Here is a 15,504-nt window from a genome sequence, read left to right as displayed (position 1 = left end):
CCGTGGACCTGTCCGGCCACGGCACTACGGCGCGACCGTCACCACCGGCTCGTGCCGGACCGGGAAGTTGACCGAGCTCGCGATGAAGCAGGCCCGGTGCGCGTCGGCGTGCAGGGCGAGCGCCTTCTCGACCATGCCCTCGGACGCGACCTCGATCCGCGGGTGCAGCACCGCCGAGGTGAAGTGCCCGCCCTCGGGCGTCTCGGCCATCGTGCCGACCGGGTTGTCGACGTACGAGGTCACGACGACGCCGTTGACGGCGCACAGGTGCAGGTACCAGAGCAGGTGGCACTGCGAGATCGACGCGAGGAGCAGCTGCTCGGGGTTCCAGCGGGCCGGGTCGCCGCGGAAGGCGGGGTCGGACGAGCCGGGGATGGTCGGCCGGCCGTCGGCGGCGACGTCGTGGTCGCGGCCGTAGGAGCGGTAGTCGCCGGTGCCGGTGCCCCGGTTGCCGGTCCAGGTGACCTCGGTGGTGTACGTGTGCAGCTTGGGCATGTGCGAGCCTCTCCGGACGGTCCTGGCGGACAGTCAATCGCACCCGGGGAGGTGGCCGAGGACGATTCGGGCGCAGCCGACCGCATCCGTCCGGGACGTGTCCACTTCCACGTCGTACGTCACACCCACGTGCACCGCCTGCGCCTGCGCCGCGGCCATCCCGGCGGCCCGGTCGCCGCGCGCCGCCTCCCGGGCGCTCGCGACGGCGGCGTCGCACCGCACGCCGACCCAGAGCACGTCCAGGCCGTCCAGCGCCGCCCGCCACCGCCGCTGCGAGGCCGCGCCGCCGAGGAACACCTCGTCGACGACGATCCGGGCGCCGGCCCGCGCCATCGCCGCGACCCCGGTCGTCCAGGCCGCGTCGAGCGCCGCGAACGCCGGTCCGACGCTCACCACGCCGTCGGCGTCCTCGCCCCCGCCGTCCGGGCCGCCGATGCCGCCGATCCCCTCGCCGCCCTCGCGCAGCCGTGGCGGCAGCGCGTCGACCAGGGTGTCCGTGCCGAGGTGCAGCCACGGCTCCGGCAGCAGCTCCTGGAGGTGGCGCGCGATGCTCGACTTGCCCGAGCTGGAGCCACCGTTGAGGACGACGACGTTCAGCGCGAACCCCCGTAGGCCGCCGCCGCGCCCGCGAAGGACGTGGCGAGTTCCGGGGTGCCGGCCCAGTGCAGGTGCAGGTACGACGCGTGGACGTTGCCGTCGGCGAAGCCCTCGGTGCGGGGTCCGGTGGGCAGGCGCCACCCCCAGGCGGGGTGGTCGCCGCTGGCCGGCTCGCAGACCGTGCGGTGGAACTCGTGGCCGCGCAGCCGGGTGCCGGCCGGGCCGAGCGGGGAGTCGTGCAGGGCGACGGCCTCCCGGTAGCCGAGGGTGAGCCGTTCGGTCATCCGGGCGGTGGTGTCGAGCACGCCGCACATCGGCTTCCCGTCCAGCTCCCGCCCCAGGTAGAGCAGTCCGGCGCACTCGGCCGCGATCGGACCGCCGGAGGCGGCGAACTCCCGGATCGCCGAGCGCAGTCCCGCGTTCCCGCTCAGCTCCCGGACGTACAGCTCGGGGAAGCCGCCGCCGATGACGAGCCCGGCGGTGCCCTCGGGCAGCCCGGAGGCGTGCAGCGGGTCGAACGGGACGACCTCCGCCCCGGCGGCGCCGAGGAGTTCGGCGTTCTCGGCGTAGGAGAAGGAGAACGCGGCGCCGCCCGCCACGGCGATCCGGGGCCGGCCGGCGACCGGCGCGACCTCGGCCGCAGGGTCCCACGGCTCGGCGTCCAGGGCCGGTGCGGTCCGGGCCAGCGCCAGCACCGCGTCCAGGTCCACCGAGGCGGCGACGAGGTCGCCCATGTCCGCGACGGCCTTCAGGGCCTCCGCCGACCGCTCCACGGCCGGGATCAGCCCGAGGTGGCGCGAGGGCGTCGCGACGGCCGTGGAGCGGCGCAGCGCGCCCAGCACGGGCACGCCGGAGCCCTCCTCCAAGGCCTCGCGCAGCAGGTGCTCGTGGCGGTCGGAGGCGACCCGGTTGAGGATCACCCCGGCGAGCCGCACCTCCGGGTCCCAGGAGGCGAAGCCGTGCACCAGCGCGGCCACCGAACGGGACTGCGAGCTGCCGTCCACCACGAGCACCACCGGCGCGCGCAGCAGCTTGGCGACGTGCGCGGTGGACGCCAGCTCCCCGCGCCCCGACGCCCCGTCGAACAGCCCCATGACGCCCTCGACGACGGCGACGTCGGCCCCGGCCGCGCCGTGCAGGAACAGCGGCGCGATCCGCTCCGGCCCGCACAGGAAGGCGTCCAGGTTGCGGCCCGGTCGCCCGGCGGCCAGCGCGTGGTAGCCGGGGTCGATGTAGTCCGGGCCGACCTTGTGCGGGGAGACGGCGAGCCCGCGGGCGGCGAGCGCGGCGATCAGGCCGGTGGCGACGGTGGTCTTGCCCGCGCCCGAGGAGGGCGCGGCGACGACGAGGCGGGGGATGCTCAAGGAATCACCATTCGATGCCGCGCTGGCCCTTGCGGCCGGCGTCCATGGGGTGCTTGACCTTGGTCATCTCGGTGACGAGGTCGGCGAAGCCGGTGAGCGCCTCGGGGGCGTACCGGCCGGTGATGACGACGTGCTGGCTGCCCGGCCGGTCCTCGAGCACGGACACGACCTCCTCCGGGTCGACCCAGCCCCAGTGCATCGGGTAGGTGAACTCGTCGAGCACGTAGAAGCGGTAGGTCTCGGCCGCGAGGTCGCGCTTGACCTGCTCCCAGCCCTCCTTGGCGGCGGCCTCGCTGTCCATCTCCATCTCGCTGGAGCGCTGGATCCACGACCAGCCGGAGCCCATCTTGTGCCAGTCGACGGTGCCGCCCTCGCCGGAGGCACCGAGGACGCGCAGCGCGTTCTCCTCGCCGACCTTCCACTTGGCGGACTTCACGAACTGGAACACCCCGACGGACCAGCCCTGGTTCCAGGCCCGCAGCGCCATGCCGAACGCGGCCGTGGACTTGCCCTTGCCGGGGCCGGTGTGCACGGCGGTGATCGGCTGCGTGCGGCGCTGGCGGGTCGTCAGGCCGTCGTCGGGAACGCTCTCGGGAACACCCTTGGGCATGCTGCTCAGGCCGCCTTTCGCATGGTGGTTGCACGGTTGTCGCGACTGTCGCGGACGAGCGAGGCGACGCCCTCGGCGCGCAGTTCGTCCAGGGTGACGGCGGTGCCGCCGAGGTGTCCGGCGAGGGTGCGGGCGAGGCCGAGCCGGACGGGGCCGGACTCGCAGTCCAGGACGACGCTCGCGACGCCCTGGGCGGCGAACAGCCCGGCGGCGCGCCGGGACTGCGCGAGCGCGTCGCGGCCGCCGGTGGCCCGTCCGTCGGTGACGACGACGACCAGCGGGCGGCGGGCCGGGTCGCGCAGCCGCTCGATCCGCAGCACCTCGTGGGCGCGCAGCAGGCCGGCGGCCAGCGGGGTCCGGCCGCCGGTGGGCAGCGACTCCAGCCGGGCCGCGCCGACCTCGACGGACGAGGTGGGCGGGAGCGCCAGCTCGGCGCCCGCGCCGCGGAAGGTGATCATGCCGATCTTGTCGCGCCGCTGGTAGGCGTCCATCAGCAGCGACAGCACGGCGCCCTTGACGGCGGTCATCCGCTGCCGGGCGGCCATCGAGCCGGAGGCGTCGACGACGAACAGCACCAGGTTGGACTCGCGGCCCTTGCGCACCTGCTCGCGGAAGTCGTCCTTGCGCAGCACGAGCGCGGCGCCGGCGCGCCCGCGCGCCACCTGGTGCGGCGCGGCGGCCTGGAGGGTGGCGGTCAGGTGCAGGCGGCTGAGGGCGCCCTGGGGGCGTCGCGCGCGGACGGTGTACCCGCTGTCGGTCTCGGCGGGGGAGCGGCGGCCCTGCGCGCCGTGGCCGGTGCCGCGCACGGCGAACAGCCGGGTGCGGTACGGGTCGCCGGCCGCGACCGGCGCCGACTCCCGCGCGGGGGCGGGGTGCTGGGCTGGGACGGGCTGCTGCTCGGGGAGGTCCGGGGCGGCGGCGTCGGAGGCGGCGGCCTCCGGGGCCTGCGGACCGCTCTCGGGCTCGGGCGCGCCGCCGCCGTCCGGGCCGGGGCCGCCGTCGCCGGGGCCGGGGCCGTCGCCGTCCGGGTCGTCGCCGTCACCGTCACCGTCGGTCCCGGGGGAGTCCTCCGGGGAGTCCTCGGGCTGTGCGTGCTCCTCCAGGGTCCGGTCCAGCTGCTCCTCGTCCAGTCCGGGCGCGTCGAACGGGTTGCGACGGCGTCGGTGCGGCAGCGCGAGCTGGGCGGCCTTGCGGACGTCCTCCTCCAGCACCTCCGTGCGCCCGTCCCACGCGGCCAGCGCGACGGCCGTCCGCGCCATGACGATGTCGGCGCGCAGCCCGTCCACCTCGAACGCGGCGCACACGGCGGTGATCTGCCGGAGCGCCACGTCGGTGAGCTCGACCTTGGGCAGCAACTCCCGTGCGGCGGTGATCCGTTCGGCGAGCGCCCGCTCCTCGCCGGCGAACCGCGCCGCGAAGCCGGCCGGGTCCGCGTCGTAGGCGAGCCGCCGCCGGACGACCTCGGCGCGCTCGGCCGGGTCGCGCGTCGCGGCGATCTCCACGGTCAGGCCGAAGCGGTCGAGCAGCTGCGGCCGCAGCTCGCCCTCCTCCGGGTTCATCGTGCCGACCAGCAGGAACCGGGCCGCGTGCCGCACCGAGACGCCCTCGCGCTCGACGTAGGAGCGGCCCATCGCGGCGGCGTCCAGCAGCAGGTCGACGACGTGGTCCTGGAGCAGGTTCACCTCGTCGATGTAGAGCACCCCGCGGTGCGCCTTGGCGAGCAGTCCGGGCTCGTACGCCTTGACGCCCTCGGCGAGCGCGCGCTCCAGGTCGAGCGAGCCGACGATCCGGTCCTCGGCCACGCCGACCGGCAACTCGACCAGCTGGGACGGCCGTTCGCTGCTCCCGGAGGAGGCGTGCGGTCCGTCCGGGCACTGCGGGTCGGGCGCGGCCGGGTCGCAGGAGAAGCGGCAGTCGTCGACGGTGGCGATGGACGGCAGCAGGCCGGCCAGCGCGCGGACCATCGTCGACTTGGCGGTGCCCTTCTCGCCGCGCACCAGCACGCCGCCCACGGCCGGGGAGACCGCGTTCAGCAGCAGTCCGAGCCGCAGGTCGGTCATCCCGACGACCGCGGTGAACGGGTAGCGGACGTCACTCATGCGTTGCCAGCCTCCTCAGGCGCACCGGGCGGCAGGAACGGCAGCGTTCCGGCCGCCGGCACCCCGCCCTCGATCAGCTTCCACAGCGCGTCGGTGTCCGCGTGCTCCTCGATCAGGTCCCCCAGGCGGTCCAGCCGGGCCTCGCGCGCCTCGGCGAACGAGGTGTCCGGCGCCGGGACGAACGCGCGGCCCGCCAGCGCGGCCACCTCGCGCAGGAACTCCCGGCGGAACCCGTCGTTCTCCAGCGCGCCGTGCCAGGTCGTGCCCCACACCGAGCCCACCCGGCATCCGTCCAGGAAGGGCTCCCCGCCGTCCACGGCGACCACCCCGTGGTGGATCTCGTAGCCCTCGACGCGGTGCCCGTAGGCCTCGCCGACCGGCCGGGCGAGCACCTTCTCCACGCCGAACCGCACGCGCGTCGGCAGCAGGCCGAGCGCGTCGACGGCACCGGCCTTGGACTCGACGTCGTCGACGATCGAGCCCGCCAGCATCTGGTACCCGCCGCACACCCCGAGGACCGGCAGCCCGGCCGCCGCCCGCGCCCGCAGCGCCGGCTCCAGCCCGCGCTCGCGCAGCCAGGCGAGGTCGGCCACGGTGGCCCGGGTGCCGGGCAGCACGACGAGGTCGGCGTCGGCGAGCTCCTCCGGCCGGGTCGCCCAGCGGACGAGCACGCCGGGCTCCTGCGCCAGCGCGTCCAGGTCGGTGAAGTTCGACAGCCGGGGGAAGCGCACCACGGCCACCCGCAGCACGTCCGCCCCGAGCGGCCCGCGCCCGTCGACCCGGTCCACGACCGTCGACAGGTCCAGCGAGTCCTCGGCGTCCAGCCACAGCCCCGGCAGCATCGGCAGCGTGCCGAGCACCGGACGGCCGGTCAGGCCGTGCAGCATCTCCAGGCCGGGCGCCAGCAGCCGGGCGTCCCCGCGGAACTTGTTGACGAACCAGCCGGCCACGTGCCGCTGGTCCTCCTCGGACAGCAGCGCCAGCGTCCCGTACATCGCCGCGAACACGCCGCCCCGGTCGATGTCGCCGACCACCACGACGGGCAGCCGGGCGGCCGTCGCCAGGCCCATGTTGGCGATGTCCCGGTCGCGCAGGTTGATCTCGGCGGGCGAGCCCGCGCCCTCGCACACCACCACGTCGTACCGGCGGCGCAGGTCCGCCAGGCACTCCAGGGCGCGCTCCAGCAGGACGGGCTTGCGCTCGCGGTAGTCCAGCGCGCCCACCTCGGCGACCGGTCTGCCGAGCAGCACCACCTGGCTGCGGCCGTCCGCGCCGGGCTTGAGCAGCACCGGGTTCATCGCCGCCTCCGGCTCCACCCGGGCGGCCTGGGCCTGCATCGCCTGGGCCCGGCCGATCTCGGCGCCGTCGGCCGTCACGAACGAGTTCAGCGACATGTTCTGCGCCTTGAACGGCGCCACCCGGACGCCCCGGCGGGCCAGCCACCGGCAGATGCCCGCCGTGACGACGCTCTTGCCCGCGTCCGAGGTCGTCCCCGCGACCAGCAGCGCGTTGGTCATGCCCTTCCCCTCCTCAGCAGCGATCGCAGCAGGACGTGCCCCGCGACCGTCGTACCCAGCGCCAGCGCGCCCACCCGCCGCGACAGCGCGCAGGCCCGCTCGATGTCGTCCACCGTCACCGGCCGCAGCTCCGCGCCCAGCACCGGCCGGTGCTCGACGCGCTCGCCGTACTGCAGCGTGCCGCCCAGCCGCACGCCCACGGCGCCCGCGAACGCCGACTCGGCCTGCCCCGCGTTCGGGCTCGGATGCGCCGAACCGTCCCGCCGCCACACCCGCCAGGCCGTCCGCGGCTGCGGCGCGGCGGCCACCGTCAGCAGCGCCGTCAGCCGGGCGCCCGGCCAGCCCGCCACGTCGTCCAGCCGGGCCGAGGCCCAGCCGAACCGGGCGTGGCGCGGCGAGCGGTGACCCACCATCGCGTCCAGCGTGTTGACGGCGCGGAAGGCCAGCAGACCGGGCGTGCCGGCGAGGGCGCCCCAGGCCAGCGCGTTCACGACGGCGTCCGCGGTGTTCTCGGCCACCGACTCCACGACGGCGCGGGCGATCTGCTGCCCGTCCAGCGCGCTCGGGTCGCGCCCGCACAGGTGCGGCAGCCGCTCCCGGGCGGCGGGCAGGTCGCCCGCGGCCAGCGCCCGGCCGATCGTGCGCGCCTCCCGGGTCAGCGAGGTGCCGCCGAGCACCGTCCAGGTCGCGGCGGCGGCCAGCGCGGCCCGCCCCAGCGGCCGGCGGCCGGCCGTCCGCTCCAGCGCCACCGCGCCCGCCGCGACGGCGCCCACGCAGAGCGCCGTGTACGCGGCCCCGGTGGCCCGGTCGTCGCGCCACATCCGGCGCTCCAGGCGGGTCGCCGCACCGCCGAAGACGGCCACCGGGTGGCCGCGGCGCGGATCGGCGTAGCGGGCGTCCGCCAGGTAGCCCGCGACGGCGCCGACCGCGAAGGCGGCGGCGCGGGTCAGCGGGCGCACGACGGAGGGGGACAGGGGAGGGCTCGGCGGGTCGGGGCAGCCTGCATCGCGTGCGAGTCCTCACTCAGGGTCCGCGCCCTGGATCGACGTACCGGGGGCGAGAGTCTCCTGGCTTCCGGGTCGAACGCACCCCCGGAGCCTTCCAGCAGCACGTCAGCGAAGACTGACGGTCCGCCGTGGCGTCGTTCCGGCCGTGCTCCCCGGTGACAGTGGCGGGACCGCGCCGGACTCGCACCGGCTTCCTCTGCATGCCTCCGTTTGGCCCTGGGATCCCATCACGCGGCCGAACCGGGAGTCAACCGAGGTCACGGAGGGGTTGGTCACACGCGGGAGGCCCGGCGCGCGCCCCCGAACGCCCCCGTCACTACCTCCGAGTACTGCCGCCGCAGGGGCATGACATCCTGTGCGATCCTCCAGCGGTCCGCGCGCGCCCTCCCCGGCGCTTCGTGCGTTCGGCGGCTGGGGGCCCGTTCGTACCGGCCCTAGCGTTCGTTCACATGCGACGAAGACAGCCTCCGCCCGCCCTGCCCCCGGTGCCGTTCTCGCCCGCCGCGGCCCGCGCCCACCGCGCCGGGCTCGGCCTGACCCCCGAACAGGTCGCCGGCGGCATGGCCGCACACGGCGTCCGGCTGCTGCCCACGCACGTCATCGCCTGGGAGAGCGGCGAGCTGCGCCCCACCGAGGAGGAGTTCATCGCCCTCGCCCGCGCCCTGTGGTGCCCGCCCGCGCAGCTCATGGGCACCCGCCCGGCCCGCCTGCGCGACCACCGCGTGGCCCGCGAACTGAGCCAGGACACCGCCGCCCGTCGCATCGGCGTCGCCCTGCGCGTCTACCAGGAGGCCGAACTCACCGGGACGTGGGACGGCGACGAGGAGCGGACGCACGCGCTCGCCCAGGTGCTCGGACTGCGGCTCACCGAACTCGTCGAGGTGACCGGCCGCGGCGCCGAGCTCGACCAGCGGCTGCGCAGGTGCGTGGACGGCCGCTGGCAGCCCCACCTGCGGGCGGTCGCGCGGCTCGTGCCGGTCCACGAGGACGACCTCGCGACCGTCCTGACGGCCCTGCACCAGGAGCACCAGGTGTCCTCCCCGCACTGGGGCGCCGCGACGCCCACCCTGCCCCCGCGCGACCGGCCCCTGGCCCCGCGCTTCTGGGAACTCCTCGGCCGCCTCCACACGGAGATCCCGGTCTGACCCGTCCCGGCCTCCCCGTCCCCACCCCGCCCCCGCCTCCGCCTCGGCCTCCCCGCTCTCCGCAGGAGCCGCCACCCCCACCCCGTCCCCCGTCCAGCCCATCCCACTGGCCCCCGCTCCCACCCGCCAGTGAACTTGTCCCCAGCAGACTCACAGAGCGGGGAGCGATATGCGTTGGGGAACCGCAGCCGCCGTGGCGGCAGCCGCCGTCGGCACCGGGGTCGCCGTGCTGGTCGTCGGCCGGCGGGCGTCCGAGCGGCTCGTGCGGCCGGAGACCGTCGTGCTCGAGTCCGGCCCCGTCCTGGTGCAGAGCCTCGCCGCCGGCCGGATCACCTTCAACCGGACGCCCGCGGCCCTCCACCCCGGCCGCTGGGCGCTGGAGTGGGACGGCGACGGCCACGCCGTCGTCGACGACATCCTGCACAGCGACGAACAGGGCGTCACCCGCCGCCTGGTCCGCGCCGACCGGGGCACCCTGACGCCCGGCACCGAGGTCCGCTTCACCCCGCGCGTGCACCTCGGCGACCCGACGACCTCCCTCGGCCTCCCGTTCACCGAGACCGCCGTCGCCGGCGAGCTGGGCGCGATGCCCGCCTGGCGCCTGGACGGCAAGCGCGGCACCTGGGTGGTCCTCGTGCACGGCCCCGGCGCCGACCGCGCCCAGACGCTCCCCGTGCTGCCCGTCCTCCAGCGCCTGGCGCTGCCCGCCCTCGCCGTCACCTACCGCGGCGACCAGGGCGCCCCCGCCTCGCCGGACGGGCTCGGCCACTTCGGCGAGACCGAGTGGCGCGACGTGGAGTCGGCCGTGCGGCTCGCCCTCGACAGCGGCGCCGGCCGGGTGATCCTCTACGGCTGGTCGGTGGGCGCCACGATGTGCCTGCACGCCGCGGCCCGTTCGGCCTGGGCGGGGGCGATCGCCGGGATCGTCCTGGACTCGCCGGTGCTCGACCTGCCCGCCACCGCCCGCCGCGACGCGGTCCGGGCCGGCTACTCCAGGCCGGTCGCCGAGCTCGGCGCGCTGGCCGCGGAGGGCCGCACCGGGGTCGACCTGGCCGACTTCGCGCGCCTCGCCGAGGGGGCCGACCTGCGCGTGCCGACCCTCGTCCTGCACAGCCCGGACGACCCGATCGCGCCGTTCCGCGCCGCCCGGCACCTCGCCACGGCCCGTCCCGACGTCGTCAGCCTCCGGGCCTTCCCGGGCGCGGACCACACCGCCCTCTGGAACTCCGACCCCGCGCACTACTCGGAACTCCTCCGGCGCTGGCTCACCCCCCTCCTCTGATCCGGACCGGCTGCCGTTAATCCGGGGCATTCCGGCCGGTCATTCCCCGGTCCGGCCCCCGCTTCCTCCGTTCTTGCAATTCCCCCCACCCGTCATCGCGCGCCACCCGGGCACCGGAAGCCGATTCCGCCGGAACGGGAAGTCGGCGCGGTCGATTTCCGCCACCGGTCCCGCCCTCGCCGACCTGGCCGATCCGCATCCACCCGGAGCACTCCCGGCGGGCGTGCCCGGTGCGCGCATTCCCGCCTCCATCCGTCGGCGACACCGCGAGAGTCGGCCATTCACCCCTCGCCGCAGCCCTTTCCGTATCCGTTCGAACACCCCCCGTGACCACCGCAAACGGGCCTGGCATGAGCCCGCCACACGATTCCGGCCAGGCGGTTTGCCGCTGTTGCCCGATCTTGCGGAGGTGCTGCCACAACCCGCCCGCCCGTACAACCAACCGGATGTGACAGAAGGCCGGTACAAGGGGAAGACTGCTCGACGTGACGTCTCGGAACCCGCGCGACCGTGATGCCCCGCTCCCACCGACGATCGGTACCGGTGCGACGGTGACCCGCCTCCCCGGTACGGCCCACCGGCCCGTCGGGGCCAGGCCGGGCGGGGGCGGCGTACCCCGCCGACGAGGCCCCGCACCCGCCCCAGGCCGCGGCCGGGTCCCCGTGCCGGACGGCTTCCCCGCCCCCGCCGAGCTGGCTCCGCTGGCCCGCCGGATGCTGGTGGACGCCGTCCGGATCGCCCGCTGGGCGGGGGAGCTCGGCGAGGTCGACAAGCGGGGCGAACTGCTCCCCGAGGACGCCCGCGCGGCGGGCCGCGCACTGGCCATGACGGTCGGCGCCGCGGCCAAGGCCTGGGGCCAGGCGCTGCTGGTCGGCCTGGTCGAGGCCCGCGACGGCGGCGCCGGGCCGGGCTGGCGGCTGCACGCCTGGGAGCACGACGACGAGGCCGTGGTGCGCGGCTGGTCCGCGCTGTTCGACGCCTGGACGCTGCTCGCGCCGGTCCCGCCGGCCGCCCTGCGCGGCGTCTTCACGGTGCTGGCCGGCCAGGCCGTGGACCAGGCCCCGCAGCTGCTCTCCTTCCTGCACCTGGTGGCCGGCCCGGTCGCCGACAGCGAGCTCCTGGAGCTGCTGCGCCGCGGCCTGGACGAGCGCCGGGTCGGCGGCAGCGGGGGCGTGGGCCTGTCGCCCGTGCCGCACGCCGCCTCCGCCGTGTCGGCGGTCCGCGGCACCTGCCGCGAGCCGCAGATCGACACCCCGGCCGCGCCGGCGGACGTCGCCGCCGTCCTGGACTGGATGCTGGACGGCCTCGCGGCCGTCGGCGCCGTGGTGCGCCGGAACGACGCCGCCGAGCTGTCGCCGCTCGGGCACTGGGCGGTGCGGGCGAAGCTGGAGGAGATCTGCACGGTCGCCCAGACCGCGGCCGGCCACATCGAGCAGAGCGCCTACGAGCTGCTGAACGCCTGCGCCGACTACTCGCCGGGCCCGGCCCGGGCCGAGTACCGCGCCTGGGTGGCGGCCCGCCCGGCGGACCGCGCCGTGGCGGAGCTGCTGGACGCCGCCCAGGGCGACGACGCGCTCGTGCGCGGCCTGGCCTTCGAGGCGCTGCGGGTGGCCGGGGGCACGGCCGAGCAGGCGGTGCGCGCGGCCGTGGACGAGCCGGTGCTGCGCCCGTACGCGCTGCTGTGGCTCGCTGAGCAGTCGGACGAGGGCGTGTCCCCGGCCGACGTGCTGGGCGCCGAGGACGCGGCCTGGCTCTGGGTGGACACGGCGGCCGCGGTGCTGGACCACGGCGAGACCGAGCTGCTGGTCGGCCACGTGGAGGGCGCCTCGGCGGGCGACCCGGTGCGGCTGTTCGCCCGGGCCCGGCAGTCGGGGCACCCGCGGGCGGCCTCGGTGCTGACGGCGGTGTCGGGCGTGCACCCGGACCCGGGCGTGGCCCGGGCGGCCCGTCGCTCGGCGTTCAGCGTCCACACCGGCGGGGCGTGAGCGCCCGGAAGCGCGTATGACGAAGGGGCCCGGATCCGCAGCGGATCCGGGCCCCTTCGTCATAGCGCTTCGTACGCGGGAGGCTCAGCCGAGCCGCGACTCCGCCCGCCGGGCGCGGACGTCGCCGACCTTCTGGCCGACCTTGCGCCGGATGACCAGCAGCGGCGCCATGGCCGCGAGCGCGATCTGGGCGAAGGCGCCGACGTGCAGGAGCAGGTCGCCGCCCGGCAGGCCGGTGGCCCACGCGGCCAGGCAGCCGATGGAGACCACGATCCAGCACAGCGTGGCGGTGGCCAGCAGGCCCTGCGGCTTCGGGTACTCGATCCGGCTGACCATCAGGTACGCGGCGCCGAAGATGGCGACCAGACCGGGCAGGAACGGCGGGTCGAGCAGCACGATCGCGATGACCGTCATGGCGCCCATCGGGCAGGGCATGCCCTGGAACACCCCGGGCCGCATCTTCACGGCCGAGAAGCGGGCCAGCCGCAGGACCACCGCGAGCAGCACCGTCAGCGCGATCAGCGCGGACAGCGGCCGGTTGGAGCCCTGCGAGACCATGCCCCAGACCGCGACGAAGTAGGCCGGCGCGATGCCGAAGCTGATCAGGTCGGCCAGGTTGTCGAGTTCGGCGCCCAGGGCGGAGGAGCGCAGCTTGCGCGCCACCAGGCCGTCGAAGAGGTCGCACATCGAGCCGATCAGCAGCAGCGTCACCGCGGTGGCGGCGCTGTGCCGGTCCGGAGCGACGTCCGGGTTGGTGATGTGCGGGATCAGGACCCCGGTGGTGATCGAGTAGATCGCCAGGAAGCCGCAGACGGCGTTCCCCAGGGTCAGGAAGTCGGCGGTGGACAGGTGCTGCGGCGAGCGCGGCGCGCGGAGCTCGCGGTCGCGTGCCCAGCGGCGACGGCGTAGCGCCGTCTCCTCGTCGTCCAGGCCGACGATGGTCTCAGGATCAGTCACGGTCAAGGCGTGTCACCCCGGCTGTGGTCTTCTGGCCGACCTCGACGCCGACCTCGACGCCGGCCGGCAGGTAGGTGTCGACCCGGGACCCGAACCGGATCAGGCCGATCCGGTCGCCCTGGGCGACCTTGGTGCCGGCGTCGACGTAGGGCACGATGCGGCGGGCCACGGCCCCCGCGATCTGCACCATCTCGATGTCGCCGAGCTCGGTGTCGAAGTGCCAGACGACCCGCTCGTTCTGGTCGCTGTCCTTGTTGAACGCGGGCACGAACCCGCCCGCGACGTGCTCGACCGACGTCACCGTGCCGGGCAGCGGCGCGCGGTTGACGTGGACGTTGAGCGGGCTCATGAAGATGGCGACCCGGGTGCGGCCGTCCGGCCAGGCGTCGATGCTCTGCACCACGCCGTCGGCGGGGGAGATCACTCTGCCCGTGCCGATCTCACGCTCGGGGTCGCGGAAGAACCACAGCATGCCCGCGCCGAGCGCGCAGGCGGGTACCGCCGCCAGGGCCCACTTGCCGCTGCGCCGGGTGAGGGCGGTGGTCACGGCGGCCGTGGCGAGGGTGGGGACGAACCAGGGGGTGGCTCCGCGCGCGATGGTCACGCGGGGTCGCCGACCGGCCGTCGTGGCTGCGAGGGCATCGCGGTCCGTGACGGAGGTGTGAGGGGACGGGCTGATGGGCATCGAAGACCTTTGTCGCGGGGGATCATGGCCGCTGGACGGGGGCCACCGCGGGATCGGGTAAGAGAGGGACGGCTGCTGTCCCGGTGGATGCTATCGGGAGCACACGGTGGGTGGGCAACCCGCCTGCTCGTTCCGCAGGCGCGAGGTCACGCCTACTCATACGACCGTAGCTCGGCCCCGTCCGGTTCCCAAGGGCCCGGACGGGCCTGGTGACTCTTGTCTCAGCGGGTGCGCCGGGGGAACGCCGCGTCCGCGCCATCCGCTCCCGGACGCCCCGGGACGGCGCCGCGACGGCGTGCGGAAGCGGCCGCGGGGCGCGTAGCTGCAGCTCTACGCCCTGCGGCCGCTTCCGGGGCCGTGCCGGACCCCAGGCGGACCAGGCCGGGGCCGTCGTGGCACGGCGGGATGCCGGGACGGGCCCGCACGCCCGTCGGCCGGCTGTTCCGGGGGCCACCCGTCGAGCCGGGGTGGCCCGGAGGTCACTCGGCGATCCGGTACTCCTCCAGGAGCCGGCGTCCGACGATCATCTTCTGGATCTCCGCAGTTCCTTCACCGATGAGCAGCATCGGGGCCTCGCGGTAAAGGCGCTCGATCTCGTACTCCTTGGAGAAGCCGTAGCCGCCGTGGATGCGGAAGGCGTCCTCGACGACCTCCTTGCAGTACTCGGAGGCGAGGTACTTGGCCATGCCGGCTTCGAGGTCGTTGCGCTCGCCGCTGTCCTTCTTGCGGGCGGCCATGACCATCATCTGGTGGGCGGCCTCGACCTTGGTGGCCATCTCGGCGAGCTTGAACTGGATCGCCTGGTGCTCGGCGATCTTCTTGCCGAAGGTCGAGCGCTGCTGGGCGTAGGAGATGCCGAGCTCGAAGGCGCGGCGGGCGACCCCGCAGCCGCGGGCGGCGACGTTGACGCGGCCGACCTCGACGCCGTCCATCATCTGGTAGAAGCCGCGGCCGGGGACGCCGCCGAGGATCCGGTCGGCCGGGATCCGGACGTCCTGGAGGACCAGCTCGGTCGTGTCGACGCCCTTGTAGCCCATCTTCTCGATCTTCCCGGGCACGGTGAGGCCGGGGACGGTCGGGTTCGGGCCGAATCCGGCCGTCTTCTCGATCAGGAAGGTGGTCATGTTCTTGTACGGGCTGCTGCCGCCCTCGTCGGTCTTGCAGAGGACCGCGACGAGGGTGGAGGTGCCGCCGTTGGTGAGCCACATCTTCTGGCCGTTGAGGACGTAGAAGTCGCCGTCCTTGACGCCCTTGGTGGAGATGGCCGAGACGTCGGAGCCGAGGCCGGGCTCGGACATCGAGAACGCGCCGCGGATCTCGCCGGCCGCCATCTTCGGCAGGAAGTAGTCCTTCTGCTCCTGCGTGCCGTGGGCGTTGATCATGTGCGCCACGATGAAGTGCGTGTTGACGATGCCGGAGACGGACATCCAGCCGCGGGCGATCTCCTCCACCACGAGGGCGTAGGTGAGCAGCGACTCGCCGAGGCCGCCGTACTCCTCGGGGATGGTGAGGCCGAAGAGGCCGAGCTGCTTCATCCCCTCGACGATGGCGGTCGGGTACTCGTCCTTGTGCTCCAGCTCGGTCGCGACCGGAATGATCTCCTTGTCGACGAAATCCCGCACGGTGGCGAGGATGTCCCGCTGGATCTCGGTGAGGCCGTCGGTCTGTGCGAGGCGTCCCATCGTGCGGCTCCGATTTGTCGTGAAAAGTCGGGGGGGGGGGGATTGCCGGGGGCCCTGCCGGCGTGGCTGCGGCAGCAGG

The 15,504-nt window shown here is 75.2% G+C and carries 13 protein-coding genes and 1 riboswitch; of the genes, 3 read left to right on the top strand and 10 right to left on the bottom strand.

Annotated features, from left to right (window positions below):
- Positions 1–24: 24 nt before the first annotated feature.
- Genes ACFVU9_RS25030 through ACFVU9_RS25000 form a run of 7 tightly spaced genes read right to left on the bottom strand, consistent with a single transcriptional unit; the run spans position 25 to position 7,641 of the window.
- Positions 25–495, bottom strand: a complete 471-nt coding sequence (locus ACFVU9_RS25030) for an OsmC family protein (RefSeq protein ID WP_380445234.1) — start codon at positions 493–495, stop codon at positions 25–27.
- Between the two features lie 33 nt (positions 496–528).
- Complete coding sequence (gene cpt, locus ACFVU9_RS25025) at positions 529–1,092, bottom strand: chloramphenicol phosphotransferase CPT (RefSeq protein ID WP_380496451.1); 564 nt, start codon at positions 1,090–1,092, stop codon at positions 529–531.
- Entirely contained in the window at positions 1,089–2,456 is a 1,368-nt protein-coding gene (locus ACFVU9_RS25020; RefSeq protein WP_387596855.1) for a cobyrinate a,c-diamide synthase, read from the bottom strand. Before ACFVU9_RS25020 ends, cpt begins: the two co-directional genes overlap by 4 nt.
- Before the next feature lie 4 nt (positions 2,457–2,460).
- Positions 2,461–3,066, bottom strand: coding sequence for a cob(I)yrinic acid a,c-diamide adenosyltransferase (gene cobO, locus ACFVU9_RS25015; RefSeq protein ID WP_380445236.1), 606 nt, complete (start codon positions 3,064–3,066; stop codon positions 2,461–2,463).
- Positions 3,067–3,071: 5 nt separating this feature from the next.
- On the bottom strand, positions 3,072–5,165 hold the full coding sequence (locus tag ACFVU9_RS25010) for a putative cobaltochelatase (protein ID WP_387596852.1): 2,094 nt from the start codon (positions 5,163–5,165) through the stop codon (positions 3,072–3,074).
- Complete coding sequence (locus tag ACFVU9_RS25005) at positions 5,162–6,682, bottom strand: cobyric acid synthase (RefSeq protein WP_380445238.1); 1,521 nt, start codon at positions 6,680–6,682, stop codon at positions 5,162–5,164. Before ACFVU9_RS25005 ends, ACFVU9_RS25010 begins: the two co-directional genes overlap by 4 nt.
- Complete coding sequence (locus ACFVU9_RS25000) at positions 6,679–7,641, bottom strand: cobalamin biosynthesis protein (RefSeq protein ID WP_380506277.1); 963 nt, start codon at positions 7,639–7,641, stop codon at positions 6,679–6,681. Before ACFVU9_RS25000 ends, ACFVU9_RS25005 begins: the two co-directional genes overlap by 4 nt.
- A 101-nt stretch (positions 7,642–7,742) precedes the next feature.
- Positions 7,743–7,887: riboswitch (cobalamin riboswitch) on the bottom strand.
- 251 nt (positions 7,888–8,138) lie between these two features.
- On the opposite strand from ACFVU9_RS25000, the gene ACFVU9_RS24995 reads away from it, so the two are divergent.
- From ACFVU9_RS24995 to ACFVU9_RS24985, 3 genes are all read left to right on the top strand, one after another.
- Positions 8,139–8,834 (top strand): helix-turn-helix domain-containing protein, encoded by a 696-nt coding sequence (locus tag ACFVU9_RS24995; protein ID WP_380445240.1) that lies wholly within the window; start codon positions 8,139–8,141, stop codon positions 8,832–8,834.
- 193 nt (positions 8,835–9,027) lie between these two features.
- Entirely contained in the window at positions 9,028–10,116 is a 1,089-nt protein-coding gene (locus ACFVU9_RS24990; protein ID WP_380506274.1) for an alpha/beta hydrolase family protein, read from the top strand.
- 662 nt (positions 10,117–10,778) lie between these two features.
- Positions 10,779–12,101: a hypothetical protein gene (locus tag ACFVU9_RS24985; RefSeq protein ID WP_380449099.1), complete on the top strand. Its 1,323-nt coding sequence runs from the start codon at positions 10,779–10,781 to the stop codon at positions 12,099–12,101.
- 84 nt (positions 12,102–12,185) lie between these two features.
- On the opposite strand, the gene ACFVU9_RS24980 is transcribed toward ACFVU9_RS24985, so the two are convergent.
- The 3 genes from ACFVU9_RS24980 to ACFVU9_RS24970 all read right to left on the bottom strand — a co-directional run bounded on the left by ACFVU9_RS24980 (position 12,186) and on the right by ACFVU9_RS24970 (position 15,425).
- A complete protein-coding gene (locus ACFVU9_RS24980) occupies positions 12,186–13,064 on the bottom strand; it encodes a CDP-alcohol phosphatidyltransferase family protein (protein WP_380445125.1) in 879 nt (292 codons plus the stop codon).
- Positions 13,051–13,743, bottom strand: a complete 693-nt coding sequence (locus ACFVU9_RS24975) for a phosphatidylserine decarboxylase (RefSeq protein WP_329926306.1) — start codon at positions 13,741–13,743, stop codon at positions 13,051–13,053. The genes ACFVU9_RS24980 and ACFVU9_RS24975 overlap by 14 nt, the downstream gene beginning before the upstream one ends.
- Positions 13,744–14,222: 479 nt before the next feature.
- Positions 14,223–15,425 carry an acyl-CoA dehydrogenase family protein gene (locus ACFVU9_RS24970; RefSeq protein WP_380445124.1) on the bottom strand — a complete coding sequence of 401 codons (1,203 nt, stop codon included), beginning with the start codon at positions 15,423–15,425 and terminating at the stop codon, positions 14,223–14,225.
- Positions 15,426–15,504: the final 79 nt, after the last annotated feature.

The organism is Kitasatospora sp. NPDC057936 (assembly GCF_042887525.1).
In the GTDB taxonomy this organism is placed as follows: Bacteria; Actinomycetota; Actinomycetes; order Streptomycetales; family Streptomycetaceae; genus Kitasatospora.
This window is presented reverse-complemented; position numbering and strand designations above follow the sequence as displayed.